This is a genomic window from Micromonospora sp. LOL_014, from assembly GCF_048060245.1.
Taxonomy (GTDB): domain Bacteria; phylum Actinomycetota; class Actinomycetes; order Mycobacteriales; family Micromonosporaceae; genus Micromonospora_E.
Genome location: NZ_JBHMIP010000014.1, coordinates 22,387 through 48,461, shown reverse-complemented (window position 1 = coordinate 48,461; position 26,075 = coordinate 22,387). Strand labels below are relative to the sequence as shown.

Sequence of the window (26,075 nt, the reverse complement as noted above, 5' to 3'; positions counted from 1 at the left end):
GTCCCTGCCGTCCGGACCGGCCTCGCCCAGCTCCAAGTCGGGTCGGCCCGGCCGCGGCCGGTCGACCACCGCGAGCGCGAGCAGGAAGATCGTGATGCCGAAGGTGATCACGATGGCGGTGAGCGCGAAGGCCTGGGGCAGCGGATCGGCCGTCGCCGCCGGGTCGATGTCGCCGAACGGCGGCTGCCGGCGCCACAGCCCGCCCGAGGCGAGCAGCAGGATGTTGACGGCGTGGCCGAGCAGGACGAAGCCGATGACGACCCGGATCAGGCCGCGGTGCAGGATCAGATAGACGCCGGCCGCGGTGAGCAGGCCGATCACCAACGCGACGGTCACGGTGCCCGCACCCCCGCCGCGTCCGGCGGGACCGGCGCGTCCGATGCGACGCCAGCGTCCGACGGGACCACCGTGCCGAGCCGCCGTACCGCCGCCGTGATCAGGCCCAACACCATCAGATAGACGCCGAGGTCGAAGAAGGTCACCAGGGACACCGAGAAGCCGAGCACCGACAGTTTCAGTCCCGGCGACGGCGTCAGGAACGGCTCACCGGCCAGCAGCGCGGACAGGCCGATCCCGAGACAGGTCAGCAGCCCTGCGGCGAGCAGCGGCCGGGGCCGCAGCCGGCCGGCCGCCATCGGTGAGCGGCCGGCGTACGCCACGTACGCCAGCTGGCCGAGCCCGACCGCGATCCCGGCCACCAGCGCGGCGACGAAGCCGCCGCCGGGCTCGTCGTGGCCGCGTAGGAACAGCCACGCCGAGACCACCAGCATCACCGGGGTGAGCAGTCGGTGCGCGAACCGGAGCACCGGATCCGGTACGGCCGGGCCGGTTCCGGTGCGGCCGCGCCCAGCGGTGCCGCCAGGCCCGCCAGCGGCGCCAGGCCCGCCGACGACACCGCGTCCGGTGGTCCGGAACAGCCCGACCAGCCCGAGTGCCACGGCGACGAGGACGGTCGCCTCACCGAGGGTGTCGAACGCCCGGAACTCGACCAGGATCACGTTGACCACGTTGCCGCCCCCGGTCGCCGGTTTCGCAGTCCGCAGGAAGTAGTCCCCTGGGGCGGACAGGTCACGACGACCGGTCAGCCCGACCGTCGCGGCCACCGCGACGGCCCCGGCGGCGACGGCCAGCGCGGCGGCGAAAAAGCTGACCGGCTGGCGCCCGGCGCCCGGCAGCCGGGCCGGCAGCCGGCGCAGGACGAGCATCGTGACGACTGCGGTCAGTACCTCGACGAGCATCAGGGTCAGCGCCACGTCCGGCGCGCCGGCGAGCAGGAACCAGGTGGCGACCATCAGACCGACCAGGCTCAGCAGCCCGACCGCCGCGAGCGCCGACCTGGCCAGCACGATCCCGGCCAGGGCCACCGCCAGCAGCACCAACAGCGGCCAGTCGCCGGCCGCCGCGCTTGCGGCCGGCCAGGGCGGCATCGATCCCAGCGCGGCGCTGCCGGCCGCCCCGAGCAGCACCAGCAGCAGCACCGGCCGGAACAGATGGGCGGCCGGCGAGTCGTAGCGGGTCGGCCGGCCGACGATCCCGCCCAGTCTCAGCAGCGCGCCGTAGCAACGGTCGAAGGTGACCGCCCCGGCGGGCGGCAGCCGGACCGACTGCACCAGCTGGTCGACCCGGCTGCGGGCGATGAACAGGGCCGTACCAGCCAGCACGGTGAGCGCCGACAACGCCAGTGCCGGGTTGAAGCCGTGCCAGAACGCCACGTACGGCGGATCGCCGCCGGGGGACGCGTTTTCGGTCGCCTGGTCAATCAACGGGCCGAGCAGCGCGGCCGCCGGGCCGAGCAGCAGGCTCAGCAGCGCGGCGATCGCCGCCGGGGTGAGAAACGTCCACGCTGGCTCGTACAGCTCCGGCTGTCGCGGCGGTCCGGCGAAGGTCTCATAGACGATCCGGGCGCCGTACGCGAAGGTCAGGGCCGACGCCGAAACCGCCAGTACCTCGGCCGACGGGCTGAGCCACGGATCGACCCCGGTCTTGATCAACGCATCGAAGATCGCCTCCTTGCTGACGAAGCCGAGCAACGGCGGCAGGCCGGCCATCGACATCGCGGCCAGCCCAGTCAGGGTGGCGGTCACCGGCATCACGTGGCGCAGGCCGGAGAGCTGTCGGATGTCCCGGCTGCCGGCTTCCCGGTCGATGATGCCGACGAGCATGAACAGGGTGGCCTTGAACAACGCGTGCGCGACGGTGTGCAGCACCGCGGCGGCCAGCGCCGCCGGGGTGCCGACCCCGATAACCCCGACCAGCAGCCCGAGCTGGCTGACCGTCGAGTACGCCAGCATGGCCTTCAGGTCGTGCTGGCGCAGCGCGAGGAACGCACCCGCCAGCGCGGTGCCGAGCCCGCCGAGGACCAGCACGATGGTCCAGGCAGCCTGCTCGGCGTAGATCGGCGAGAACCGGATCAGCAGGTAGATCCCGGCCTTGACCATCGTCGCGGCGTGCAGGTAGGCGCTGACCGGGGTGATCGCCACCATCGCGCTGGGCAGCCAGAAGTGAAACGGGAACTGCGCGGACTTGGTGAACGCCGCGACGATCAGCAGCCCACCGACCACCCAGGCGACCGGCGAGCCGAGCAGCCGGTCGGGGTAGGCCAGGATGGTGGTCAGGTCGCTGGTGCCCAGCGCGACCACCATCACCACGACCGCCGCCAGCAGCGCCAAGCCGCCACCGGCGGTGACCAGCAACGCCCGGGTTGCGGGGCGGGCCGCCGCCGGACTGGCCAGACCGATCAGAAAGAATGAGCAGACCGTGGTCAGCTCCCAGAACAGGAACAGCAGTACGGTGTCGGCGGCGAAGACCAGGCCGAGCATCGCCACGGTGAACAGGGTCAGCAGCGTGTAGAGCGCGGCGCACGGGCGGTGCGGGGCGAGGTAGCGCGGGCAGTACATCATGATCAGCGCGCCGACCCCGAGCACCAGCAGCCCGAAGACCATCGCCAGGCCGTCGAGCCGCAGCGCGAACGCGATGTCCAGCGACGGCAGCCAGCGCGCGGAGACCCCGACCGCGCCGTTGTCCAGCACCACCGGCAGCCGGGAGGCGAGCAGCCCGCAACCCAACAGGTAGCCGACCGCGAGCGGGTAGCCGGCGTCGCGGCCGAGCGAGCGGGTGAGCAGTGGTACGGCGGCGGCGAGCCCGATCAACAGGGCCAGCACCGCGACCATCGTCAACGGGCACCCCTCGCCGCGGCGGTGGTCCGGGCGTACGGACCGGCCCGGCACCGGTCGACGGTCGCCGGTCGCACCTCAACCGTCCTCGCTGGCGGCCAGCAGCACCGGCCGGGTGGCGTCCCGGAGCACCTGGTCGGCGACGCTGCCGAGCAGCCGGTTGGACAGTCCACTGCCCCGCCGCCCGACCACGATCATGTCCACGTCGCGAGCCCGCGCGACATCCAGCAGGGCCCGGGCGGGCCGGCCGGTGACTATCTCGATGCTGCTCGGCAGGGGCGGCCCGTCGGCGCGGCGCAGTCGGGCCGCCCGATCGGTGAGCAGGTCCCGCGCCCGGTCCAGCTGGTCGACCTCTTCGGCGGTGCGTTCGCCCCGATCGACCGCGGCGACGTCGACCACGGTGGTCAGGATCAGCTCGCTGGCGCGACCGGCGAGCACCCGGTGCGCCGTACGCAGGGCGTGCTCGGAGTCGGCGGAGCCGTCCAGGCCGACCAGCACCCGGGGCCCGGTGCCGGGTGCACTCGGCCCGGTGTCGGCCGATGCCGGGCGGGTCTCCAACCGCCCCGTCGGTCGCGATCCGCGCTCCACCGCGATCGGGACGAAGAGCAGTCCGAGCACGGCGCCCAACGGATACCAGTACCAGGCGCGTTGGCCGTGCCGGGTGATGAACACCGCCACCGCTACGATCCCGGAGAGCACCCAGACGGCGACGACGGTCACGATGTAGCCGGCTGTGGACATCCAGCTCCCTCCGGTTGCACGTACCGGTCGGCCCGGCCCGACTATCTGGCCTGGTCACCGCTGGCGTCGCCGACTACCCGGGAAATGCCGGTCCTACCCGGCCGCCCGGCGAGTTCACACCGGCGGGTGGTGTCGGTCGGGGCGGGGCGAGTGGTCCGGGTGGGCACTTGAACCGGACCGGTCACCGGCCCGTACTCCCGGTGGGAGCGGGTGCCGCCCGGTCCGCTCCCGCGCGATGCCCGGACCGTCCGTCCACGACCGGGTCGCCCACGGTGAGCAGGGGCGGGTGAGCAGACCACGCCGTCCCGTGGATGGCGGACCTGCGAAAGATGGATAGCCTGAGAGGCATGTGGGGTCCCTGCGGCGGGAGACGACGGTCCCCCACCTGACCGACGGCGGGCGGCCGGAGCGACCGACCCGCGTGACGCCGTACGACGAGGAGGAGGATCGTGACCCAAGACAGCTGGGACGATCTGGGTGCTCCGATGCCCCATGACGAGTTCCGCGCCGTGTCCGACGCCATCGTGGCCAACATAGATCAGGTCATAGAGGGCAAGACCGCCACGGTTCGGCTGGCACTCGCCGTCCTGCTCGCGGAGGGACACCTCCTGATCGAGGACGTTCCCGGAGTCGGCAAGACCAAACTCGCCAAGACGCTGGCCAGGTCGATCGACTGCTCCGTACGCCGGATCCAGTTCACCCCGGACCTGCTGCCCAGCGACGTGACCGGAGTCAGCGTCTACAACCAGGACAACCACGACTTCGAGTTCAAACCGGGCGCGGTCTTCGCCAACCTGGTGGTCGGCGACGAGATCAACCGGGCGTCCCCGAAGACCCAGGCCGCGCTACTCGAATGCATGGAGGAGCGACAGGTCACCGTCGACGGCACCACCTACGAGCTGCGGACGCCGTTCATGGTGATCGCCACCCAGAACCCGATCGAGATGGAGGGCACCTACCCGCTGCCGGAGGCGCAGCGGGACCGGTTCACCGCCCGGATCGCGATGGGCTACCCCGACCCGAGCGCCGAGCTGGCCATGCTCGACGGGCACGGCGCGGCAGGTCCGGTGCACCAGTTGCAGCCGGTCTCCGACGCGGCGGGGGTACGGCGGCTGATCGCCACCGTCCGGGAGGTACACGTCGCCGACCCGGTCAAGCAGTACGCGGTGGACCTGGTGACCGCCACCCGTGAGTCCCCGGAGCTGCGGCTCGGTGCCTCGCCCCGGTCGACGCTGCAGCTGCTGCGTACCGCCCGCGCGGTCGCCGCGCTGGAGGGCCGCGACTACGTGCTCCCGGACGACCTGCAGGCGCTCGCCGTTCCGGTGCTGGCCCACCGGCTGATCCCGACCGCCGAGGCCCAACTCGCCCGGCGGACCACCGACGCGATCATCGCCGAGCTGGTGCACCGGATGCCGTTACCCCACGAACGGCAACGGCCGGCCGCTGCGGCGTACGACGGTCGCCAGTTCGGCCCGGCGGACGGCACGATGGCGGTCCCCTTCGAGCCGCGAGGGCGGTGACCGATGCGGGCGGCGCTGCGCGGCCTCACCACCCGCGGCCGGTCGTTCCTGGCCGCCGGTGCGGCGGCGGTCGTCTCGGCGCTGATCCTCGGCGAGAAGGACCTGCTGCGGGTCGCCATCCTGCTGGCCGTCCTGCCGCTGCTGGCCGCCCTGTACGTGGGCCGTAGCCGGTACAAGCTGGCCTGCACCCGGGCGTTGGAGCCGCACCGGGTCCCGGTCGGCTCCAACGCCCGGGTGGTGCTGCGACTGCAGAACCTGTCCCGGCTGCCCACCGGCACCCTGCTGCTGGAGGACCGGCTGCCGTACGCCCTGGGCAGCCGGCCCCGGGTGGTGCTGGAACGGCTCGGTGCCCAGCAGGCCAGTTCGGTGGCGTACACGGTGCGGGCCGAGGTCCGCGGCCGCTACGAGGTCGGGCCGCTGGTGGTCCGGCTCACCGACCCGTTCGGCCTGTGCGAGCTGACCCGGGCCTTCCCCAGCGTCGACCGGCTCACGGTCATCCCGCAGGTCACCGCGCTGCCGTCGGTCCGACTCGCCAGCGAGTACGCCGGATCCGGTGACAGCCGGGCCCGGTCGGTGGCGGTGCACGGCGACGACGACTCCGCCACCCGCGAGTACCGCCGCGGTGACGACCTGCGCCGAGTGCACTGGAAGTCGACCGCCCGCACCGGTGAACTGATGGTGCGCCGGGAGGAGCAGCCGTGGGAGACCCGGGCGACCGTGGTGCTCGACACCCGGGCGTACGCGCACCGTGGCGAGGGCCCGACGGCGAGCTTCGAGTGGGCGGTGGCGGCGGCGGCGAGCATCGCCGTGCACTTCCGGTCGAACGGCTACCGGCTGCGGCTGGTCACCGACACCGGCATCGACGCCGACGCCACCGAGGCCGACGGGGACGGCATGCTGCTCGACCGGCTGGCCGACGTCACCGCCAGCCAGCGCAGCGACATCGCCACCCTGGTCGAACAGGTACGCCGCCGTTCGGACAGTTCGCTGGTGGTGGCGTTGTTCGGGGCGCTCACCCCGCCCGAGGCGGAGCTGCTGGCCGGGTTGCGGGGCAACCGGTCGACCTGCGTCGGCCTGCTGATCGACAGCTCGACCTGGATGAATCTGAGCCCTGACGAGCGGACCGAGGCCGACCGGGCGCACGGTGCCGCCGCGCTGTCGCTGCTGCAGAGCGGCTGGCGGGTGATCGGCGTGAACCACGGTGACCAGTTTCCGTCGCTGTGGCCGCAGCTCGCCCGGGGTTCCCAGGGCTTCGCCTGGCGGGCCGCGCTGGCCGAGACGATAGCCGGAGGAGTGAATTGACCACCCGTAGACACCTCGGTCTGGTCGCGGCGGCAGCCACCCTGATGGCGGCCGCGCCGATGGCCACCATCTTCCAGGACTGGACCTGGCTGGTGCAGTGCGCGATCACCGTGACCATGATCGGTGGCGCCGGGATGCTGGTCCGCTCGTTGCGGGCTCCCGGATGGCTGCACCCGGTGGCCATGATCGGCGCGCTGCTCCTCGCCCTGACCTGGCTGTTCCCCAGCGGCGACGAGTTGCTCGCGGTGCTGCCGTCGCCGGCGACGATCGGCCATTTCGGCGCGCTGCTGGCCCAGTCGGCGCAAGACGTGCACGCGTACGGCGTACCGGTGCCCGACGGCGACGCGCTGCTGTTCATCACCGCGCTGGGGATCGGTTCGGTCGCGGTCGTCGTCGACGTGCTCACGGTGACCCTGCGCCGGCCGGCGCTGGCCGGCCTGCCGATGCTGGCGATCTACTCGGTGCCGGTGGCGATCTACGTCGACAGCGTTCCGGCGGCACCGTTCGTGGTCGGCGCGGTCGGCTACCTGTGGCTGCTGATGGCCGACAACGTCGACCGGGTCCGTCGGTTCGGCCGCCGATTCACCGGCGACGGCCGGGACGTTGACGTCTGGGAGCCGTCGCCGCTGGCCGCCGCCGGTCGCCGGCTCGCCGTGCTCGGGGTGGTCATCGCGGTGCTGATCCCGCTGACCATCCCCGGCATGACGTCCGGGCTGCTGACCAACCTCAGCGGCGGCGGGACCGGGGGCAACGGGCTGGGCAACGGACCCGGCCAGGTGAACCTGTTCGCGGCGTTGAGCGGCCAGCTCAACCAGAGCGAGGTCACCGAGATGATCCGGGTGACGACAAACGACCCGGACCCGGCGTACCTGCGAATCGGCATCGCCGATGAGCTGCGAGAAGACGGTTTCGCCAGTCGCCCGCCACGCGGGCGGCCGGACTCGGCCCGGTCGCTGCCCGACCCGCGGACCGACCCGGACATCCGCAACACCGGGGTCAGCCACCAGGCGTACGAGGCGACCGTCGAGGTCACCGGAAACTTCAACATGGCGCTGCTGCCGACCTACGCGGTGCCGGTGCAGATGCGCGACGTGGATGGCAGCTGGGCCTACGACCTCACCGCGCAGATCGTCTTCTCCGGCCGGTCGCGGGCCCGCAACATGACCTACGGATTCGAGTACGTCCGCACCAGCTACACCCCGGGGGCACTACGCCGGTCCCAACCGCTGCCGGCCGACGACGACCTGCGGCAGGCGTTCACCGCAGTGCCGCAGGTGCCGCAGGTGACCGAGCTGGTCGGGGAGCTGACCGCCGGCGCGCGCAGCGACTACGACCGCGTGCTGGCCATCTACGAGCACTTCTCCCGGGACAACGGTTTCACCTACAGCCTGGCTACCGAGGGCGGCACGGCCAGCCAGGACATCGTCAACTTCCTGGACAACAAGGTCGGTTTCTGCCAGCAGTACGCCGCCGCGATGGCGTGGCTGGTCCGCGCCGCGGACGTGCCGGCCCGGGTGGCGTTCGGTTTCACCAACGGCTCCCAGCGGCTGGAGAACACGTACACACTGACCAACCTCAACCTGCACGCGTGGACCGAGGTCTACTTCGCCGGGCTCGGCTGGGTGCCGTTCGACCCGACCCCGGCGGCGAGCATCCCCGGCTCGGTGCGCTCCGAGTGGGCGCCGGACGTGGACGCCCCGCCGGACGCCGGCCCGAGCGCCGGACCGAGCGCGGCCCCGTCCGCCGCGCCGTCGACGACGGCGCTGCCAGAGACCGGACCCGGCCAGCTCGACCCGGGTGCGCTGGGTGCCGGATCCGCCGCTGATTCCACCGCCGGTCCCCGTTGGCCGTGGTGGACCCTCGCCGGGGTGGTCGCGGTGCTCGTGTTGGCGGCCCTGCCGGCGTCCCGACGCGCGACGGTACGCCGTCGGCGGCTGGCCCGGGTCCTGGCTCCGGTGACCCCGGCGGGCACCGACCCGACGGACACTCGGGACACCGACTCCCCCGCCGCGAGCGGGACCGCCGCCGGTGCTGCCCCGGTGATGACGGTCACCGGTGCCGACGCCGGGGCCGCCCGGCAGCACGCGCACGCCGTCTGGAGCGAACTGGTCGACACCCTGGTCGACCTGCGGATGCCGGTCGACCGGTCGGAGACGCCGCGGGCGACGGCGGGGCGGTTGGCCGGTCTGGAGTCGGTCCACGGTACGGCGGCCGACGCGGTCCAGCTGCTCAGCCGGGCGGAGGAGCGGGCCCGGTACGCCCGTCAGCCGGTGCCGGGCGAGCCGCTGGTCGAGGCGTTGGGCCGGGTACGGGCGGCGTTGGCGGCCGGGGTGGGTTGGCGTACCCGGTTGGCGGCCCGGCTGCTGCCACTGTCGGTACTGCTGCGCTGGCGGGACGCGATCGTCGAGGCGTACAGCCGGGTGTTCTCGGTCGTCGGCCGGTGGCGCGACGCGGCGGTGCGGTTGAGCCCGCGCCGGCTGTTGGCCAACCGGGCGGGTCGTTGACCCGTCCCGGGTCTGCGGACCGGCCGGTCTGTCGAGTCACACCGACTGGGTTTCGCGAAACCGCCACCTCGGGTCGGCGTACCGGGCATAATCGCCCACGTGCCGGGACGCTCGATCGCAGCGCGGTCAGTCAAGCAGCACGGTCAGTCGACGAGATCCGTGGCCGACCGCCGCTGCCCGGCGTGGCGGGCCGGTAGGTGGGCACGACACGACCGCCCGGTCACGCCGGACCGGGCGGCTGATGCCCGCAGGCTAGGTCAGCGGTGGCCCTCCGGCCGCTGGCGCCAGCGTTCGTCCAGCCGGTCGATCAGCGATGACCGTCGCCCGCTGCGGGTCTTCCGGCGCGTGGTCCCGCCGACCACCCGCAGGTCGGGCGAGTTCGACTTGCGCTGGGACTGCATGGCGAACGCCGCCGCCCCGAGCATGACCACGAAGCCGGCCACACCGAGCAGTGGCACTTTGCTCACTGTGCCGTAAACGACCAGGGCAAGGCCAATGATGATCACACCGGCAGCGACGAGCAGGCGACGCCGCGTGTAGAAACGCGGGTCGCTGGCGCGCACGGCCGAGGCGAATTTGGGGTCCTCGGCAAGCGACCGCTCGATCTGCTCGAACAGCCGCTGCTCGTGCTCCGAGAGCGGCACGGCACTCCTCCCCGGTCACGTTGGTCAGCCCGGTCGGACCGACAGACCGTGGCAGCCAACCGGCTGCTTACCCGCAAGTCTACGAGGGGGGTCGCGGGTCGGAAAGCCGGACGACGGACCGCCTAGGTTGATTTTCCGTCCGGCGGACGTCATCACCTGGTAACAGAGTAGCCGCCCGACCGGACAGTGCACCGCTGCCCGGCCCTCGTCACACCAGGAACTCGATCTTTCTCGCCTGCCGCACCGCGAGTTTCACTCCCATAGCACACCCAACCGGGCAAATCACTCGGGACCCGCACCGGTGGCGATCAGAAGTGGAACGGCCATCTCGACCTCGGTCACTCCACCGTGGAAGCCGACCAGCGCGGAGCCGACCGGGTCGGTCCGGGTGGCCACCACGACGGACCGGTCCCGACAGATCACCACGACGTCACCGATCCGGCCCAAATGATCCGGTGGCACCGGGCCGAACCAGCCTTCGGCGATCAGCTCGTCCCGCTCGGCCACCCGGGCCGCCGGGCCGAGGACGGCCCGCCACCCGGCGATGACGTCGCCCACCGCGCCCGGCACCGGGTGCAGGTAGCGGGCGCGGGGCTCCCCGGCGACCACCCGCACGCCGGCCCGCAGCCGGGGGTCGGTGTCCAGGTCGAACCGGTGTCGCGGGTCGGCCGGCACATTCAGCTGGCCGTGGTCGGCGGTCACCAGCAGCGCCGCGTCCCGGGGCAGATCGGCCAGCACCCGGTCCAGCAGCCGGTCCAGGTCGGCGGCGGCGGCCCGCCAGGGCGGGGAACCGACCCCGGACAGGTGGCCGTGCCGGTCCAGGTCGGGATGGTAGCCGGAGACCAGCACCGGAGCGTCGCCGGCGGTGACCGCGTCGAGCAGCCCGGCGGCGAGGGCGTCGGTGTCGGCCGCGCCCCGGTACGCACCGCCCCGGTTGGCGGCGACCGTCAGCCCGCTGCCGGCGAACTCGGGCCGGCTGACCACGGTGACCGCCACCCCGGCGGCCGCTGCCCGTTCCAGCTGGGTCGACACCGGCTGCCACCGCCGCGGGTCCGGGTCGTCCCGCCAGTCGACGTGGTTGAGCACCCGGTCGGTGCCGGGCACCAGGCTGCGGAAGCCCAGCACCCCGTGCGCCCCCGGCGCGGCGCCGGTGCCGAAGCTGACCAGGCTGGTCGGCGTGGTGGACGGAAAGCCGGTGGTGAGCCGCCGCGCGTACCGACCGGCGACGAGCGCGGCCAGCGTCGGGGCGTGCTCGCCAGCTGCCGGCAGTTGGTGCCAGCCGAGCCCGTCGACCAGCAGCACGACGACGCGCCGCACCCCGGTGAGCGGCCCGGTGAGGCCGAGTACGTCACTCGCGCCGGGCACCCCGAGCACCGCCAGCACACTGGGCAGCACGTCGGCGAGGCTGGCCGCGCCGTACTCCGGACGCACCGGGCGCAGCAGCTCCGCAGCCGGCGGGTCCGCCGCTGTCACAGCGGACGCCGGGCGAACAGGTGCAGCTGGGTGGCGAGGTCCCGGTACGGCGGCTGGGCGGCGACGGCGAGCTCCAGGGCGAGCAGGGCCTGCGGGTCGCCCTCGGCGACGGCCGCCGGCAGCAGGTCGGACAGCACCCGTACCCCGTGGATCTGCTCGACCCGCAGCCCGGCGGCGGCGAGCAGATCGACGGCGCGGTCGGCGTCGTAGCGGCGCCGTAGCGTGTCCCGCGCGCCGGCGGCGCCCTGTGAGTCGGCGAGCAGTGCGGCGGCGAGGTCGAGATGTCCGTTGACCGCGCGGGCCAGCACCGCCGCGGCGCGGCCGGCGACCAGTACGCTGGCCGCCCCGCCCGGCCGCAGCACCGTGGCCAGCGACTCCACCACCCGGGCCGGCTCGTCGACCACCTCCAGCACCGCGTGGCAGAGCACCAGGTCGACGCTGGCCGGCGCGATCAGCTCGCCGAGCGCGTCGCCGTCGCCTTGGGCGGCGGTGATCCGGTCGGCGACCCCGGCGTCGGCGGCCCGGCGGGTGAGCGCGGCCAGCGCGTCGGGGCTGGCGTCGACCACGGTCACCTGGTGTCCGGCCTCGGCCAGCGGCACCGCGAAGCCACCGGTGCCGCCGCCGACGTCGACCACGGTGAGCCTGCGGCCGGGCTGCCGGTCCAGTTCGTGACGCAGTACGGACCAGACCACGGCGGTTCGCGGGCCGGCCGCCTGGGCGGCCGGGATGTGTGTCAGTTCCACTCGCGCGAGCCTATCGGCCCGACCCGGTCCCACTCGGTCCGGTGCGGCCCACCCCGGTGCGGTGCGGCCAGATCCGGGCGCGCCGGTGGTCGCCGGGGCGGTACTCCGCGATTGACGGTACATCGCACTGCGAAGTAGTCTGTGAGGCGTGGATACCACCCAGCTTCTCAAAGGGGTGCTCGACCTGGCCGTCCTCGCTGTGCTGCAGCACGAGGACGGCTACGGCTACGACATCCTGCGGCGACTACGCACCGCCGGGCTGACCGAGGTCGGCGACGCCTCGGTGTACGGCACGCTGCGCCGGCTGTTCCAGGCCGGTCTGCTCACCACCTACGTGGTCCCGTCCGAGGAGGGCCCGCACCGCAAGTACTACTCGCTCAACGGCGCCGGGCGTGACCAGTTGACCCGCTCCGGCAAGACCTGGCGCAGCTTCGCCACGACGATGGACAACCTACTTGACGATCGGGGGGTGGCGGCGTGAACGCCGCGACGCAGGCTGAGATCACGCACTACGTCGAGCAGGTCCGGTCCGCGCTGGCCGACCTGCCGGACCAGGTCCGCGGCGAACTGCTCGAGGATCTGCCCGAGCACCTCGCCGAGGTGCTCGCCGAAGGCGACGGCACGCTGGTCGACCGGCTCGGCGACCCGACGGAGTACGCCGCCGAACTGCGTACCAGTGCCGCGCTGGACGCCCCGGCGGCGACGCCGGGGGTCGGCCACCGGGCGGCCGTCGCCTGGCAGGCCACCCGCGACCGGCTGGGCCGGATCGACCGCCGGATCGGGCCGGTCCTCGGCTACGGCACCGCCAGCGAGTTCCTGCGGTCGCTGCGCCCCAGCTGGTGGGTGCTGCGCGGCTACCTGGCGGCGACGCTGTTCGCGTACCTCGCCGCCGGCGAGCTGGTCGGACCGCTGCCCGCGCCCGGCGGCAGCATCGCGGCCGGGGTGCTGGTGCTCACCGGCATGACGATCGGCTCCGTCTGGCTCGGCCGCCGGGGACAGCGACTGTCCCGGTGGCCCCGGCGGGCGACTGTGGTGGCCAGCGCCCTGGTGGTGCTGTGCTCAGCCGCGTTCGTACTCTTCCCGCCGGCGGAAGAAGGTCCGGTCGTCGTGATGGAGTCGAACGGTGGTGCGGCCTACCTCAGTCCCCCGTTGCCGTCTTCAGCGTCTCCACTGGATGTTTACGTCTACGACAGCCAGGGCCGGCTGATCGAGGGCGCCCGGCTGTTCGACGAGAACGGCGAGCCGATCCTCCTCGGCTTCCCGAACTGGTGTGAGTTGCCAGGCCTGGAGCAGCTGCGGGTCGGGCAGAGCCTCTCGCGTATGGGCGGCCGAATCACCTTGCGCGACTCGAACGTGCAGTACACCTACCCGTTCTGTCCTGAGCGGAACCCGTTCGAGCTGCCGGCGCTGCCCCCGAGCCCCGACACCACCCCGGCACCCAGCCCGTCGGTACCCGGCCCGTCGCCGAGCTGACCTGCGCGCGGCGGATCCGGCGGTCAGCGGAAGTCCCGGGACGTCGGGCTGACCGGGGTGGTCACCGCGTCCAGCCGGTCGGCGACCAGGTTGATCACCCCTTCGGCCTTCTCCAGCCGGCCCCGCACCAGCAGGGCCGCGCTGGACCGGGCCACTGTCCGGTAGCGCTGCCACAGCCCGGGTGAGCAGGTCACGTTGAGCATCCCGGTCTCGTCCTCCAGGTTCACGAACGTCACCCCGCTGGCGGTCGCTGGGCGCTGCCGGTGGGTGACGATGCCACCGACCCGGACCCGGGTGCCGGCGACGACCCGACCCAGAGCGGCGATCGGCACCGCCCCGGCGGCGGCCAGCCGGTCCCGGACGAACCGCACCGGGTGGGTGTCCGGTGACAGCCCGGTGGCCCACACGTCGGCCATCAACGCGTCCACCTCGTCCAGACCGGGCAGGGTCGGCGCGGCGACCCCGACGGCGACCCCGGGCAGCCGGTCGGCGCGTTCCTGCGCGGCCGCCCCGGCCCCCCACAGCGCCTGCCGACGGGTCAGCCCGAAACAGGCGAACGCGTCGGCGGTGGCCAGCGCCTCCAGTTGGGCGGCGGTCAGCCCGACCCGGCGGGCCAGGTCCGGCATGTCCCGGTACGGCCCGTGCGCGGCCCGCTCGGCCTCGATCCGTTCGGCCAGCTCGTCGCCGATGCCGCGGACCGCCGACAGGCCGAGGCGCACCTGCGGGCCGCCGACCCCCCACCGGTGCGGCGGCTCCCCCGACGCGCCACCCCACCGGGTACGGGCGTCGACGACCAGGGTGGCCGCCGCACCGCTGGCGTTGACGTCCGGCCGGTGCACCCGTACCCCGTGCCGGCGGGCGTCGTCGACCAGGGTCTGCGGCGAGTAGAACCCCATCGGCTGGGCGTTGAGCAGCGCGGCCAGGAACGGCGCCGGGTGGTAGCGCTTGAGCCAGGCGCTGGCGTACACCAGGTAGGCGAAGCTCATCGCGTGGCTCTCCGGGAAGCCGAAGCTGGCGAACGCGGACAGCTTCAGGTAGATGTCGTCGGCCAGTTCACCGGTGATGCCCCGGCCGGCCATCCCGGCGTACAGCCGGTCGCGGATCGCGGCCATCCGAGACGCCGACCGTTTCGACCCCATCGCCCGGCGCAGCTGGTCGGCGCCGGCGGCGTCGAAGCCGGCCAGGTCGATCGCCAGCTGCATCAGCTGCTCCTGGAACAGCGGCACGCCGAGGGTCTTCTCCAGCGCGTTGCGCATCAGCGGATGCGGGTAGGTCACCGGCTCCTGGCCGTTGCGCCGGCGGATGTACGGGTGCACCGAGCCACCCTGGATCGGGCCGGGCCGGATCAGCGCCACCTCGACGACCAGGTCGTAGAAGCAGGTCGGTTTCAGCCGGGGCAGGGTGGCCATCTGGGCGCGGCTCTCCACCTGGAACACCCCGACCGAGTCGGCCCGGCACAGCATCGCGTACACCTCGGGGTCGTCCAGCGACATGGCACTCAGGTCCAGTTCGGAGCCGATCAGGTCGTGTGCGTCGTGCAGCGCGGTGAGCATGCCCAGCCCGAGCAGGTCGAACTTGACCAGGCCGACGCTGGCGCAGTCGTCCTTGTCCCACTGCAGCACGGTGCGCCCCGGCATCCGGGCCCACTCCACCGGGCACACCTCGATCACCGGCCGGTCGCAGATCACCATCCCGCCGGAGTGGACGCCCAGATGCCGGGGGAAGGTCTGCAGTTCGTCGGCGTACGCCACCACCTGCGCCGGAATGTCCTCCCCGGCCGCCGCCACCGCGCCATAGTGGTCGATCTGTTTGCTCCAGGCGTCCTGCTGGCCGGGCGAGAACCCGAACGCGCGGGCCACGTCGCGCACCGCCGACCGGGGCCGGTACGAGATCACGTTGGCCACCTGGGCGGTGTGTTCCCGGCCGTAGCGGCGGTACACGTACTGGATGACCTCCTCGCGGCGGCCGGACTCGATGTCGACGTCGATGTCCGGCGGGCCGTCGCGTTCCGGAGCGAGGAACCGTTCGAACAGCAGCTGGTGGCGGACCGCGTCGACGTTGGTGATCCGCAGCGCGTAGCAGACCGCCGAGTTGGCCGCCGACCCCCGTCCCTGGCAGTAGATGTCCTGTTCCCGGCAGAACGCCACGATGTCGTGCACGACCAGGAAGTAGCCGGGGAAGTCCAGCCGTTCGATCATGTCGAGTTCGTGGTCGAGCTGCCGGTACGCCTCCGGGTGCGCCTCGCGCGGGCCGTACCGCTCCAGCGCGCCCCGCCAGGTCAGCTCCCGCAGCCAGCTCATCTCGGTGTGTCCGGCCGGCACCGGGTGGTCCGGCAGCCGGGGGGCGACCAGCTGCAGGTCGAACGCCAGTTCGGCGCCGTAGCCGGCGGCCCGGGCCACCGCACCCGGGTAGTCGGCGAACCGGGCCGCCATCTCGGCGCCGGAGCGCAGGTGGGCGGCGCCGGCGGCGGGCAGCCAGCCGTCGATGTCGTCCAGGCCACGGCGGGCCCGGATCGCGGCCAGCACGCTGGCCATCCGGTGCCGGGCCGGCGTGGCGTAGTGCACGTTGCCGCTGGCCACCGTCGGCAGCCTGCGGGCGCCGGCCAGCTCGGCGAGGGCGTCGTTGCGGTCGCCGTCGTCCGGATGCCCGTGGTCGGTCAGCTCGACCGCGACGCCGTCCGCGCCGAACAGCGCCACCAGCCGGTCCAGCTCCGCGTCGGCGGCGGCCACCCCGCCGGTACGCAGCGCCGCCGGCACCGGCCCTTTGCGGCAGCCGGTGAGCACCAGTACGTGGTCGCGCAGCGCGGCGGCGACCTGCTCCAGGCTGCCGTAGTCGGGTCGGCCCTTCTCCCCGCCGCGCAGCTGCGCCCGGGAGATGACCCGGGCCAACCGGGCGTACCCGGCCGGGCCACGGGCCAGCGTCAGCAGGTGCCGCCCGGCCGGGTCCGGCTCCCCGGTGCGCGGTGCCGCCCGCCGGTCGCCTACCCTGCCCCGGTCCGCACCGCCCCGGCCCGCGCCGGTGCTGTCCTCGGTGAGGGACAGTTCGGCGCCGAACACGGTCGGCAGCCCGTACGCGGCGGCCGCCTCGGCGAACCGCACCACCCCGTAGCAGCCGTCGTGGTCGGTGACGGCCAGCGCGGTCAACCCCAGCCGGACCGCCTCCTCGACCAGCTCCTCCGGGTGGCTGGCCCCGTCGAGGAAACTGAAGTTGCTGTGGCAGTGCAGTTCGGCGTACGGCGTGACCGGCCCGCCCCCGGCGGCGGCCGGCCCGCCCCCGGCGGTGACCAGCGGCGCGGCCGACGGCGCGGCCAGCCCCGGCGGCGGTGTGTACGGTGCCCGTTTGCGGGTCCAGCCCGGCGCGTCGCCGCCGTCGCCGTCAACCGCGAGCGGGTCGACCACCATCGGGTCGTCAGTCATAGACGGCCTCCACCACCCAGCGCCCGTCGGCGCGGGCGATCAGCAGGGCGCTGCCGTCGGCGAGCGCGACCTGGAACCGGGCCCGGCGGCGCGCCTCGGCCGGCGCCCACCAGCGTTCGTCGAGCGGCCACGGGCCGGTCCAGCCGGTGACGTCGACCGCAGGGCCCGTACCGACGGCGAGCCGGGCCGGCGCGGCGCTGACCACCAGCCGGGCGCTGACGGTGACCGGTTCGCCTGCCGCGTCGTACACCTCGGCCGGCAGCGGGGCGGGCAGCACGACCGCCGGTGCCGGCGGCGGCAGCCGGCCGGGCCACGGCGGCTGACCGGACCGGGCCGGCGCCCGTTCGTCGCCCCACGGCACCAGTCGGACCTGGTCGACCGGGGACCGGCCGCCACCGAGCACGGCGGTGACCACCGCGTCCGGCCCGAGCAGCCCCTGCACCCGGGTCAACGCCCGACGGGCCCGGGCGTCCTCCGCGCCGATCTCCCCCCACAGGCCGGGTTGCAGGGCGACCCGGGCGAGCACCCCGTCCGGGACGAGCCGCAGCCGGACGATCCCGGCGGTGGGTGCCGGCGGTGACGCGGTGCTGCCGGCACCCGGCCGACGGGCGGCGGCGCCGGTGAGCCAGCCGTCGAGCTGCCAACGCAGTCGGTCGGTGATCGCCGCGGCGGTGAGCATTCCGTCGTGCCGCCAGACGCGGTGCAGTTCCTGGCCGTGCGCGGTCACCGCTTCGATGCCGACCCGGGTGCAGGCCAGTCCGTGCCTGCTGAGCTGGTCGTGCAGCTGCTCGGCCAGGGCGCGGGCGGCGAACGCGGCCGCGTCGACCCGGTCGAGCGGTTCGTCGTAGTCGGCGGTGACGGACAGTTCGGGCGGCGGCTGTCGGGGGGTGAACGGCTGTTCGTCGCGCCCGCCGGCCAGCCGGTGGGCCAGCGCCGCGTCGGGGCCGAACCGGGCGAGCACGTCGCGGGCCGGCAGCGCGGCGAAATCCCCGAGGGTACGCAGACCGAGCCGGCGCAGCAGGCCGGCCAGATCGGGTCGGCCGAGCACCCGCAGCGGCAGCCCGGCCAGGAACGTGCGGCTGTCGCCGGGCGGGACGATCCGGCCGGTACGGGCGGCCAGCCCGGCGGCGAAGAACCCGTCGGCGACACCCACCTGGCTTTCGACTTCGCAGACCTGCGCGACGTGTTCGATGATCTGCTCGGCGGCGGGCTCCTCGCCGCCGAAGTAACGGGCCGGGCCTCGGGCGGCGACGGCGCACGCTCCGGGGCGGTGCACCTCGACCCCGGCGACGACCTGTTCGATCGCGGCGACGACCGGCTCGAACGCCCGGGCGTCGCGGGCCGGGTCGTGGTCGAGCACGGTGAGCCCGGGGCAGCGGCTCTGCGCCTCCCGCCGGCGCAACCCGGGGTGTACGCCGTCGGCGCGGGCAGCCGCGGTGCAGGCGACCACCCGGTTGGCGTGCAGGACGGCCACCGGCCCGGTGGCCGGCACGCCGTCGATGATCTCGGCGGCCGTCACCGGCCAGTCGGGGCACCAGACGACCAGCGCCCGGGTGGGCCGGCCGGCCGGGGTGGCCATGTTCATCCGCGCCGCACCAGGGTCAGCTCAGTGCGGCTCATCGCCGCTGCACCAGGGTCAGCTCGGCACGGCGGGTCCGGCGGGTGATGCCGCCGGCCGGCGCGGCGGCTGCCGGGGTGGGTGGGCCACCGGGCAGCCAGATCCGGATCTCCCGGGGCCGGGTCAGCGCTCCCCGGCCCCGGGCGGAGACGACCATCTCCCGACGGCGGAGCCGGCCCCGGCCCGGCCCGAGCCCTTCCCAGCGGCCGTTCACCACCTGCAGGGTTACGTCGGGGGCGTCCCACCGGCCGCAGGGCACCAGCACGCAGCCCCGCTGCCGGGCCCGGGCGGCGAGCCGGCCAGTCACCTGCGCTGTCACGGCGGCGGGGGCGGCGACCACCACCACGTCCACCCCGTCGATCAGCGCGGCGACCACCGCCGGCCAGTCCGGTCCGGGGTTGGGCACCAGGGCCAGCCGGTCCAGGGCGATGCCCAGCTCGGCGGCGGCGGTCACACCCAGCGCCGGCACTCCGACGACGGCGCACCACAGCCCGGCCCGGGACGCCTCGGCGAGCAGGGCCAACAGCAGCGAGGTCGCGCCGAGCCGGGCCGACCGGTGGGGCAGCACGTTGACGGTGGAGCCGCGGCGCAGCCCTCGTCCGGGTAGCAGGCCGGTGAGCATGGTCGGGACGGGAAGCACCCGGTCGATGCCGCCCGCCCCGGGCAGGCCGGTCGGGTCCGGCGTACCGGCCGTCGCCGCTGATCCGGCGCCGCCAGCGAGCGCACTGGCCGGGCGGACCAGGCCGGCGGCGACGGCGGACAACGCCGCCGTGCCGGCCACCATTCGCCCTGCCATCCTGCTTCTCTCCCCCGGGTGTTCCGCTTACACGGTGTTGTGTTGGTGGTGGTGTGCGCGCGTGATCGCCGCCGGCACCACGAGTGCCGGCGGCAACAACAAAGTCACGCCTGCGTGGGTTGGTCGGTCAGGCAGCGGCCAGGCCGTCGAGAGCTGGTTGGTGGGCCAGCCCGAGGGTGTCCTCGACCAGGGAGACGAACTGCCCGGCGGAGCGCAGCAGGTCATCGGCTTCCCGGCCGGTGACCACCCGGGGGATGCCGGCTTCGGCGGCGGCCCGTTTGCTGGCGCCGGCGGCGAAGAAGGTGGCCCACTCGGCCATCTCGGGGGCGACCATCATCAGCAGGGCCCAGACACTGGTGACCCGGTTGCGGCGGGTGGGGGCGGGCCGGGCGCGGGCGGCGAGCATCGCGGCGGCGGCGCGCAGGGCGGCCAGGTGGGCTGCCGCGTACCGCAGCCCGTCGGGGCGGGTGTTGCCCGCTTCAGTCAGCCCGTGCCGGGCGAGGACGAGCAACTGGGCCGGGGTGCGGTTGGGCAGCAGGTGCGCCGGCACCGTGGGTGCCTGGGCCGGTGCCGAAGTGGTCGGCATGGATCCTCCTCCGCGCGTTTCACCTGTTCGGGTGCCCGCCCACGGAGGAAGACGTCGGCGGGGCGTCGTCGGTGCGGATGCGGATGCTTCCCCACACCGCATCCGCACCGACGATGCTGGCGGGGTCCGCTGCCCGCCGCCCGGGGGTCGGGGGCGGCGGGCAGCGGTCCTGCCTGGTGGCGCTGGACCCGCGAAAGTCCAGTGCCGGGGCGTGCGGCTCGCGGCGCCGCACTGCCGGGACTCGCGCCGCGAATCGCTCCTCCCGGCGGCCAGGACGGGTGTCGACTCCGGTGGTGCCGTTGCTGACCGGCGGACCCAACCAGCAGAGCTACCTGTTATCGAACACCCGTTCTAACCTCTGCTTCACAGTACACCCTGCCACCGACGAAAATGCAACGTCAGGCACGCCAAACGCCGCTGGCCGGATCCCGGCGTACGGGACCCGGCCAGCGGACCGGTCAAGCAACCTCATCGGGTTCGACCTGGGCAGAGCTCAGGGACGTGACTCAGGGACGACTCAGGCGGAGTAGCCGCGTGCGGCGACCCAGTCAGCCAGCGCGTCAAGGTCCATCCAGTACTCCTGGCCCTCGAAGTACGGGTCTGCGATCTTCACCGTGTCGCCACCGTCGCGGTAACCCGTCACCGTCAGGTAGTGCCCACCTTCGTACGAGTGTGCCACCCCGTCGACGTCGGTCGCCGTACCCATGATGTTCGCGACCACGGCCCGGTCGTCGTCCACGGCCTCCCGCACATCGGCCCGCAGCTTCTCCACGTGCTCCGGCTTGGCGGCGTCCGTGCCGATCGCGGTCGTCTCGTACTCGGCCTCACCGATCATCTCGTTGAGCACCCGGGTCGTCTCCTCAGCCGAATCGGTACCGGCCTCGGTCGTCCCCAGCTTGCCCGCCACCTCGTCCTGCGACGGAGCATGACCCTGCGCCGTCAACGCGATCCGCGTCGCCGCCGGACCGCAGTAGTAGAAATTCGGCTGCGCCTCGTACTCCACCGCCACCTCACGCGCACCACCATCGGCGGCACCCGGACCAGCGGCCTGCGCCGCCATGGCAGGAGCCACCACCACACCACCAGCGGTCAGCAGACCAGCAACCGACAGAGCAGACTTACGGAAGATCGTGTTCATAGCAGAATCTCCGTTCCGAGGGGGATGAACCGGACACCGGACCCACCGGGTCGATAACCGGTCACGAACGGGACAGAACAGAACACGCACAAAAAAGTCGAACTCAAATGATGCGCTCCGACCTGCGCACACCCGCCGGTCCAGGCGGGGGGGGCGGTCTCACCGGCGCACCGGATACAACCATCCGGGGGTGCCCGGCATTCCGCACCGGGCGGGGCCGCAGATCCGGCCGTACCCACGCCGGGCGACAGACCAGGCGGATCAGGCGGATCAGGCCCGGCAGATCAGCCGGGCCGCTCGCCTACTCGGTCCAACGCCAGGATCCAACGCCGCCCGGCCGGCCGATGTTCCACCAGAGCCCGGATGCCTCGCCACCCGCCCGCCGCGCCGCACCGAACCGCGCAGACGGGCCTAACCGCGCAAACGGGACGCCGCCGACCATGATCAGTCGCCCGGCTTCTTCCACAGCACGTACTCCAGTTGCAGCGGGCCTTCCTCGCCGTCGACCGACGTGCGCTGGGTGAGGGTGCCGTACCGCCCGTCGCTGGTCCGGATGCAGTAGACCGGAAACAGCCGTCGCCACCGGTTGCCGCTGAACATGCCCTGGACGACCTCCTCGTCGTTCCAGGCCGAGTCGGGCAGTGACGCGCAGCCGCCGAGGGTCGGCGTACCTTCGTCCCAGTCTGCGGCCTGTGCGCCGTTACGCAGGGCGGCCTGGCCGCCGGTCAGCGAGCTCCAGGTGCCGGCGGACCGGGGCTCCACCAGATCCACCGCCGCAGCGAACTCCGGATCCTGCTCCGGGTCGCCGAACTGCCCGGTGTCCAGGTCGTAGTGCAGGTCGTCACCGTCGAAGACGAGCCGGTCACCGGCGTACACCGGTTCGCTGTCCAGCGCGTCGGTGATCACGAGCGTGGAGTCGACGGTCGGGTCGGCGGTGATGGTGATCCGGTTCTGTTCGATCTCGGTGACGAACCTCCCGTCCATGTCGATCCGCAACTTGCGGGTGGTGCCGATCCGGAAGACACTTACCCGCTGCGTACCGTCGCTCGTCTGGTTGATCATCAGATAGGTGGCGTCCTGGTCGGTAGCCTGCTCGCGGGCCGCCTCCTCGGTGGCGTAGATGCCGACCTCGGCGACGATCCGGTACGGCGCCGGCAGCGCCGCCACAGATTCCTTGGCGATCTCGACGACGATCGGCATGATCGCCTCCTCGAAGGCGGCCATCCGTTCGTCGTCGCAGCAGCCGGTGACGGCCGTCACCGTGACGGCGGCCGCGACGAGACCGGCCACCGCCCGGACCCACCGGCCCGACCCGATACCTCCGTACGGCCGCGACCGCCCCGTTCGCTGCACGCTTACCCCTCGTCTCCCGAACGCCTGACCGGCACCGACCTGCCGGTTGCCGATCATGGTGCGGCAGCCGGGCAAGGCCAACGCCCGGTCGGACTCAGCCGGACGCCATCGCGAGGTCGAGGGCCGCCGACCGGACGTCGGGCACCGGATGGCGGCGCAGCCGGTGCAGCGGCGACCGCCACGGCGGCGACCAGCCGTACCGGTCACCGGCCCGGACCAGCGCCACCGCGAACAACCCGGCCGCCAGGTCACCCCGCTCGGCGAGCGTCCCGACGACGGCCGTCAGCACCGCCGGGTCCCAGCTGCCCTCGGCCCGGCGTACCTGGTCGGTCAGCGTCTCGGCGAGCCGGCCGGCCAGCACCGGCCGGTCGGCGACCAGGTCGGCGAGCGCGGCCAGCTCGGCCACGACCGGGGGCGCGGTCGGTGCGGCCAGCGGCACCAGGTGGGTGAGCAGCCGCGCCGCCTGCGGGATCAGATCGGCAAACCCGACGAGGGTACGCGCGGCGGCCCGCACCGCCGTCCGGTCGGTGTCCGGGTCGGCGTCGCGGCACCAGCGCACCGCCGCGTCGACGAGCCGGTCGAGGCGGCGCCGGGCCGGCCGGTCCCCCGCCGGGTCACCCGGCCGGTCGTCGGACCGGTCCAGCCGGGCCAGCGCGTCCACCGCGACCACCAACGGCGACCGATCGACCGCCGGCGGCGACCCGTCAGCTGCCGACGGCGATCCATCCGCTGCCGCTGCCGCCGCCGGTTCGTCGAGCAGCCGGGTCACCACCCGCATCGCCGACGCCCACCGGTGCGGGTCGTCCAGGTCGGTCAGGGCGGCGACGGTCAACCCGGTCAACTCGGGTGCCCAGCGGGCCCAGGCCGGCAACGCCATCCAGGCCAGCCGGGCCGCTTCCGGATCCGGGTTGCTGGTGGCGGCCACGACCAGTGCGGCGTACCGGGGGCGGTCCGGCTCGGCGATGGTCGACGGCGGTGCGTCCAGCAGCGCCGACACCTCGGCCCGCGACGGTGTCGGCGAGTCGGCCACGTCAGCCGCGTCAGCGACACCAGCCGCGCCAACGGTCCCAGCCGCTCCGGTCAGGATCGTCCAGCTGGCCGGCACGTCGGGCCGCTGCCGGGCGGCGGCGACGGCGGCGGCCCGCACGTCGGGGTGCTGGTCCACCCGCTGGTACGCCGCGGTGACCACGTCGAACGCCTCCGGTGGGCCGAACCGGGCGAGCAGCCGCAGCGCCTGCTTGCGGCTGGTCACCTTGCCGGCGCCGAGGGCGACGTCGGTCAGCATGGCAACCAGTGTGGACGGTGCGACGAGCCGGGCGGTACGGCCGGCCGCGTAGACGGCGACCCGGGCCCGGTCGTCGTCGACGTGCCGCAGCAGCACCGGCAGCGCCTCGTCCGGCCGGTCGGTCCAGGCCAGCCCGGCCAGCGCCGCCTCGGCGAGGGTGACGTCCGCCGCGTCGAGGTGCCGGGCGACGACCGCCCAGCCGGCACCGGGCACCGGGGCGGCGCAGCTGATCGCCCGTACCCGATGGTGTTTGGCCATGCTCCGGTCGGCGGCGATCGACGCCAGCAGGTCGGCGTACGCCTGCTGGTGGCGGGGCAGCCACCGGGCGACCCGGTGCGCCGGGCCGGGCACCCAGCGGGCACCGGCGGAGAGGAACTTGCCGGTCCGCTTACCGGGCGGCGTGGTGAACACCTCGTCGAGCAGGTCGGTGCGACGGGTGCAGATCGCCTGCCACACCTCGTTGATCTCCACCGTGGACACATCGACGGCGAGCACCTCGCCGACCCGGTCGGCCCGGGTCGCCGGGTCGGCCAGCCACAGTGTCACCGCCCGGCGGAACACCGACGACACCACGCCGGGGCGGATCGCCCGGCGCAGCAGCCGCTGCAGGTGCGGCAGCCGCCAGGCGCGCCGGCCGAGCGACCAGGCGACGGCGAACAGCGGCTCGTACCGGTCCCGGGCCGCCGCGCCCTCGATCCACGGTGCGATCCGGGTGAACAGGTCGTGCTCCTGGCCCCGGCGCAGCACCTGGTCGAGCCGGCCGAGGAACGTCACCTGCCGGCCGTCGTACAGCGTGTCGAAGGTCTGCAGCGCCCAGCCGACCAGTGCCGGGTCGGTCGCGTGCCGGCGCAGCACCTGCCCGGCCAGCCCGCCGATCGCGGTCAGACTGGCCGACGAGGTGTCCCGGGCGGCCACCGCCTGGGTGACGACGTCGGTCAGCGCCGGCACCGTCGCCGGGGCGAGCAGGCCGACGACCTGCGATAACGCGGTGAACGCGCGGGCCCGTACCGGGTCCTGGTCGTTGCGCAGCCGGCGCAGTTGCTCGACGGCGGCGGCGACGGCCGCCGGGTCGCCGCTGCGCCCGGCGGCGGCCAGCAGCAGCGCGTAGCCGGTGCCCCGGGCGGTGGCGTCCGCGCGCCGGGCCGCCGCGACCAGCGCCGACTCCGCCTCGGCCCAGGGCAGGAACGCGGTGTACGTCAGCGTCGAGTCCTCGCTGGCCCGGACCCGGTCCAGGCCGAGTATCCGGCGGGCCTCCCGGTGCTGCCAGTGGCGGGGCAGCACGGTCAGCAGTTGCTCCGACAGCAGCACGTCGGCGGTGTCCACGTCGGCCGTCACCGCGTCGTACAGCTCGCCCCGACGGGCCGGGGCCAGCGCGGCGAGCAGCCGGGCGAAGGCGTGGTCGGTGCCGCGCAGCCGCACCCCGAGCGGCGCCAGGCCGGTCAGGTCGGCGTCGCGCAGCCGGTCCAGCAGTCCGGACGGCAGCTGCTGGCGGCGCAGCCAGCCGGCCCGCGCCGGGGCGGTGAGCAGCCGCAGGGTCCGCGCCGGATCCGCGCCGGCCAGTACGCCGTACGCGGTCGTCGCGCCGGGCAGGCAGGTCGTCGGGGCGTACCGCTCCAGCAGGTCGAACACCCGCGTCGGATGCCGCTGCGCGGTGTGCAGCACCGCACGGCCCCACTCGGACCACCAGGTGTCGCGGGCGACGCCGGACCGGGCGGCGAGCTGCGCCTGCGCGAAGTCGAGCAGCACGGTGGGGTGCCGGCGGGCCAGCGCGGTGCCGCCGCCGACGGCGTACGCCAGCGGTGGCAGCAGCCGGGCGACGGTCTCCGGGCCGCAGGCGGGCAGCAGGACCGCGGCTTCGCCGTCACCGAACCGGGCGCGGACCGGGTCGATCAGCGCGTCGGCGAGGTCGGCGCGGCGGGCCGCGCGCAGCGTCCGGTACGCGGTGCGCCGCAGGTCGGCCGGGGCGTCGTGCAGCAGCGCCGCCACCTCGTCGGGGTCGGCCCAGCCGGAGCGCAGGTACGCGGTGACCGCGACCGCCCGCAGCCGGCGGTCCGGGTCGCTGAATCCGGCCCGCACCGTCGCCTGGTCGCCGACGATCACCGCCATGGTGAGCCCGAGGAACCGCTGGTGGGCGTCCCCGCCGGTCAGGTCGGCGAGTACGGCGGGCAGGTCTCCGGTGGCGGCCAGCCGGCGGGCGTGCCCGGCCAGGGCGGACATCCGGGCCTGGTGGGTCAGCGGGTCGAGGGCGGCGAGCAGTTCGGCGGTGGAGTGCGGCACCGGATGATCGTCTCAGCCGCCAGCAACCGGATA

Annotated in this window: 17 protein-coding genes and 1 pseudogene; 5 read left to right on the top strand and 13 right to left on the bottom strand. The window is 74.0% G+C overall.

Annotated elements, in window-relative coordinates; translation table 11 throughout:
- Positions 1-12 precede the first annotated feature (12 nt).
- The 3 genes and pseudogenes from ACFHW1_RS14325 to ACFHW1_RS14315 all read right to left on the bottom strand — a co-directional run.
- Positions 13-336: pseudogene (locus ACFHW1_RS14325) on the bottom strand (sodium:proton antiporter); the annotation flags it as partial.
- Positions 333-3,176 (bottom strand): hydrogen gas-evolving membrane-bound hydrogenase subunit E, encoded by a 2,844-nt coding sequence (gene mbhE / locus ACFHW1_RS14320; protein WP_416551812.1) that lies wholly within the window; start codon positions 3,174-3,176, stop codon positions 333-335. The gene mbhE and the pseudogene ACFHW1_RS14325, both read right to left, overlap by 4 nt.
- 75 nt (positions 3,177-3,251) lie before the next feature.
- Positions 3,252-3,914, bottom strand: a complete 663-nt coding sequence (locus ACFHW1_RS14315; RefSeq protein ID WP_416615589.1) for a universal stress protein — start codon at positions 3,912-3,914, stop codon at positions 3,252-3,254.
- 449 nt (positions 3,915-4,363) lie between these two features.
- Between ACFHW1_RS14315 and ACFHW1_RS14310 the strand changes: the two genes are divergently transcribed.
- The 3 genes from ACFHW1_RS14310 to ACFHW1_RS14300 are packed head-to-tail and all read left to right on the top strand — an operon-like array spanning position 4,364 to position 9,240.
- On the top strand, positions 4,364-5,434 hold the full coding sequence (locus tag ACFHW1_RS14310; RefSeq protein ID WP_416551723.1) for an AAA family ATPase: 1,071 nt from the start codon (positions 4,364-4,366) through the stop codon (positions 5,432-5,434).
- Positions 5,435-5,437: 3 nt separating this feature from the next.
- A complete protein-coding gene (locus ACFHW1_RS14305) occupies positions 5,438-6,736 on the top strand; it encodes a DUF58 domain-containing protein (protein WP_416551721.1) in 1,299 nt (432 codons plus the stop codon).
- The gene (locus tag ACFHW1_RS14300; protein ID WP_416567985.1) at positions 6,733-9,240 is read left to right on the top strand and encodes a transglutaminase TgpA family protein; all 2,508 of its coding nucleotides are present in this window, start codon (positions 6,733-6,735) and stop codon (positions 9,238-9,240) included. Before ACFHW1_RS14305 ends, ACFHW1_RS14300 begins: the two co-directional genes overlap by 4 nt.
- A gap of 257 nt (positions 9,241-9,497) precedes the next feature.
- Here ACFHW1_RS14300 and ACFHW1_RS14295 read toward each other — a convergent pair whose 3' ends face one another.
- The 3 genes from ACFHW1_RS14295 to ACFHW1_RS14285 all read right to left on the bottom strand — a co-directional run bounded on the left by ACFHW1_RS14295 (position 9,498) and on the right by ACFHW1_RS14285 (position 12,100).
- The gene (locus ACFHW1_RS14295) at positions 9,498-9,884 is read right to left on the bottom strand and encodes a DUF3040 domain-containing protein (RefSeq protein WP_416567986.1); all 387 of its coding nucleotides are present in this window, start codon (positions 9,882-9,884) and stop codon (positions 9,498-9,500) included.
- Between the two features lie 282 nt (positions 9,885-10,166).
- Positions 10,167-11,357 carry an alkaline phosphatase family protein gene (locus ACFHW1_RS14290; RefSeq protein WP_416567987.1) on the bottom strand — a complete coding sequence of 397 codons (1,191 nt, stop codon included), beginning with the start codon at positions 11,355-11,357 and terminating at the stop codon, positions 10,167-10,169.
- A complete protein-coding gene (locus tag ACFHW1_RS14285; RefSeq protein ID WP_416551716.1) occupies positions 11,354-12,100 on the bottom strand; it encodes a methyltransferase domain-containing protein in 747 nt (248 codons plus the stop codon). The genes ACFHW1_RS14290 and ACFHW1_RS14285 overlap by 4 nt, the downstream gene beginning before the upstream one ends.
- A 148-nt stretch (positions 12,101-12,248) precedes the next feature.
- On the opposite strand from ACFHW1_RS14285, the gene ACFHW1_RS14280 reads away from it, so the two are divergent.
- The gene (locus tag ACFHW1_RS14280) at positions 12,249-12,581 is read left to right on the top strand and encodes a PadR family transcriptional regulator (RefSeq protein ID WP_123602621.1); all 333 of its coding nucleotides are present in this window, start codon (positions 12,249-12,251) and stop codon (positions 12,579-12,581) included.
- Positions 12,578-13,573 carry an HAAS signaling domain-containing protein gene (locus tag ACFHW1_RS14275; protein ID WP_416551715.1) on the top strand — a complete coding sequence of 332 codons (996 nt, stop codon included), beginning with the start codon at positions 12,578-12,580 and terminating at the stop codon, positions 13,571-13,573. The genes ACFHW1_RS14280 and ACFHW1_RS14275 overlap by 4 nt, the downstream gene beginning before the upstream one ends.
- Before the next feature lie 23 nt (positions 13,574-13,596).
- Here ACFHW1_RS14275 and ACFHW1_RS14270 read toward each other — a convergent pair whose 3' ends face one another.
- The 7 genes from ACFHW1_RS14270 to ACFHW1_RS14240 all read right to left on the bottom strand — a co-directional run bounded on the left by ACFHW1_RS14270 (position 13,597) and on the right by ACFHW1_RS14240 (position 26,042).
- Positions 13,597-16,989, bottom strand: a complete 3,393-nt coding sequence (locus ACFHW1_RS14270) for an error-prone DNA polymerase (protein WP_416615587.1) — start codon at positions 16,987-16,989, stop codon at positions 13,597-13,599.
- Entirely contained in the window at positions 16,982-18,568 is a 1,587-nt protein-coding gene (locus ACFHW1_RS14265; RefSeq protein WP_416551811.1) for a DNA polymerase Y family protein, read from the bottom strand. The genes ACFHW1_RS14270 and ACFHW1_RS14265 overlap by 8 nt, the downstream gene beginning before the upstream one ends.
- A 37-nt stretch (positions 18,569-18,605) precedes the next feature.
- Complete coding sequence (locus ACFHW1_RS14260; RefSeq protein ID WP_416551712.1) at positions 18,606-19,403, bottom strand: hypothetical protein; 798 nt, start codon at positions 19,401-19,403, stop codon at positions 18,606-18,608.
- Positions 19,404-19,530: 127 nt separating this feature from the next.
- Entirely contained in the window at positions 19,531-19,989 is a 459-nt protein-coding gene (locus ACFHW1_RS14255; RefSeq protein WP_416551710.1) for an SAV_6107 family HEPN domain-containing protein, read from the bottom strand.
- Between the two features lie 517 nt (positions 19,990-20,506).
- On the bottom strand, positions 20,507-21,127 hold the full coding sequence (locus tag ACFHW1_RS14250; protein WP_416551708.1) for a C39 family peptidase: 621 nt from the start codon (positions 21,125-21,127) through the stop codon (positions 20,507-20,509).
- A 444-nt stretch (positions 21,128-21,571) separates the two neighbouring features.
- Positions 21,572-22,417: a hypothetical protein gene (locus ACFHW1_RS14245; RefSeq protein WP_416615585.1), complete on the bottom strand. Its 846-nt coding sequence runs from the start codon at positions 22,415-22,417 to the stop codon at positions 21,572-21,574.
- Between the two features lie 157 nt (positions 22,418-22,574).
- On the bottom strand, positions 22,575-26,042 hold the full coding sequence (locus ACFHW1_RS14240; RefSeq protein ID WP_416615583.1) for a hypothetical protein: 3,468 nt from the start codon (positions 26,040-26,042) through the stop codon (positions 22,575-22,577).
- Positions 26,043-26,075: the final 33 nt, after the last annotated feature.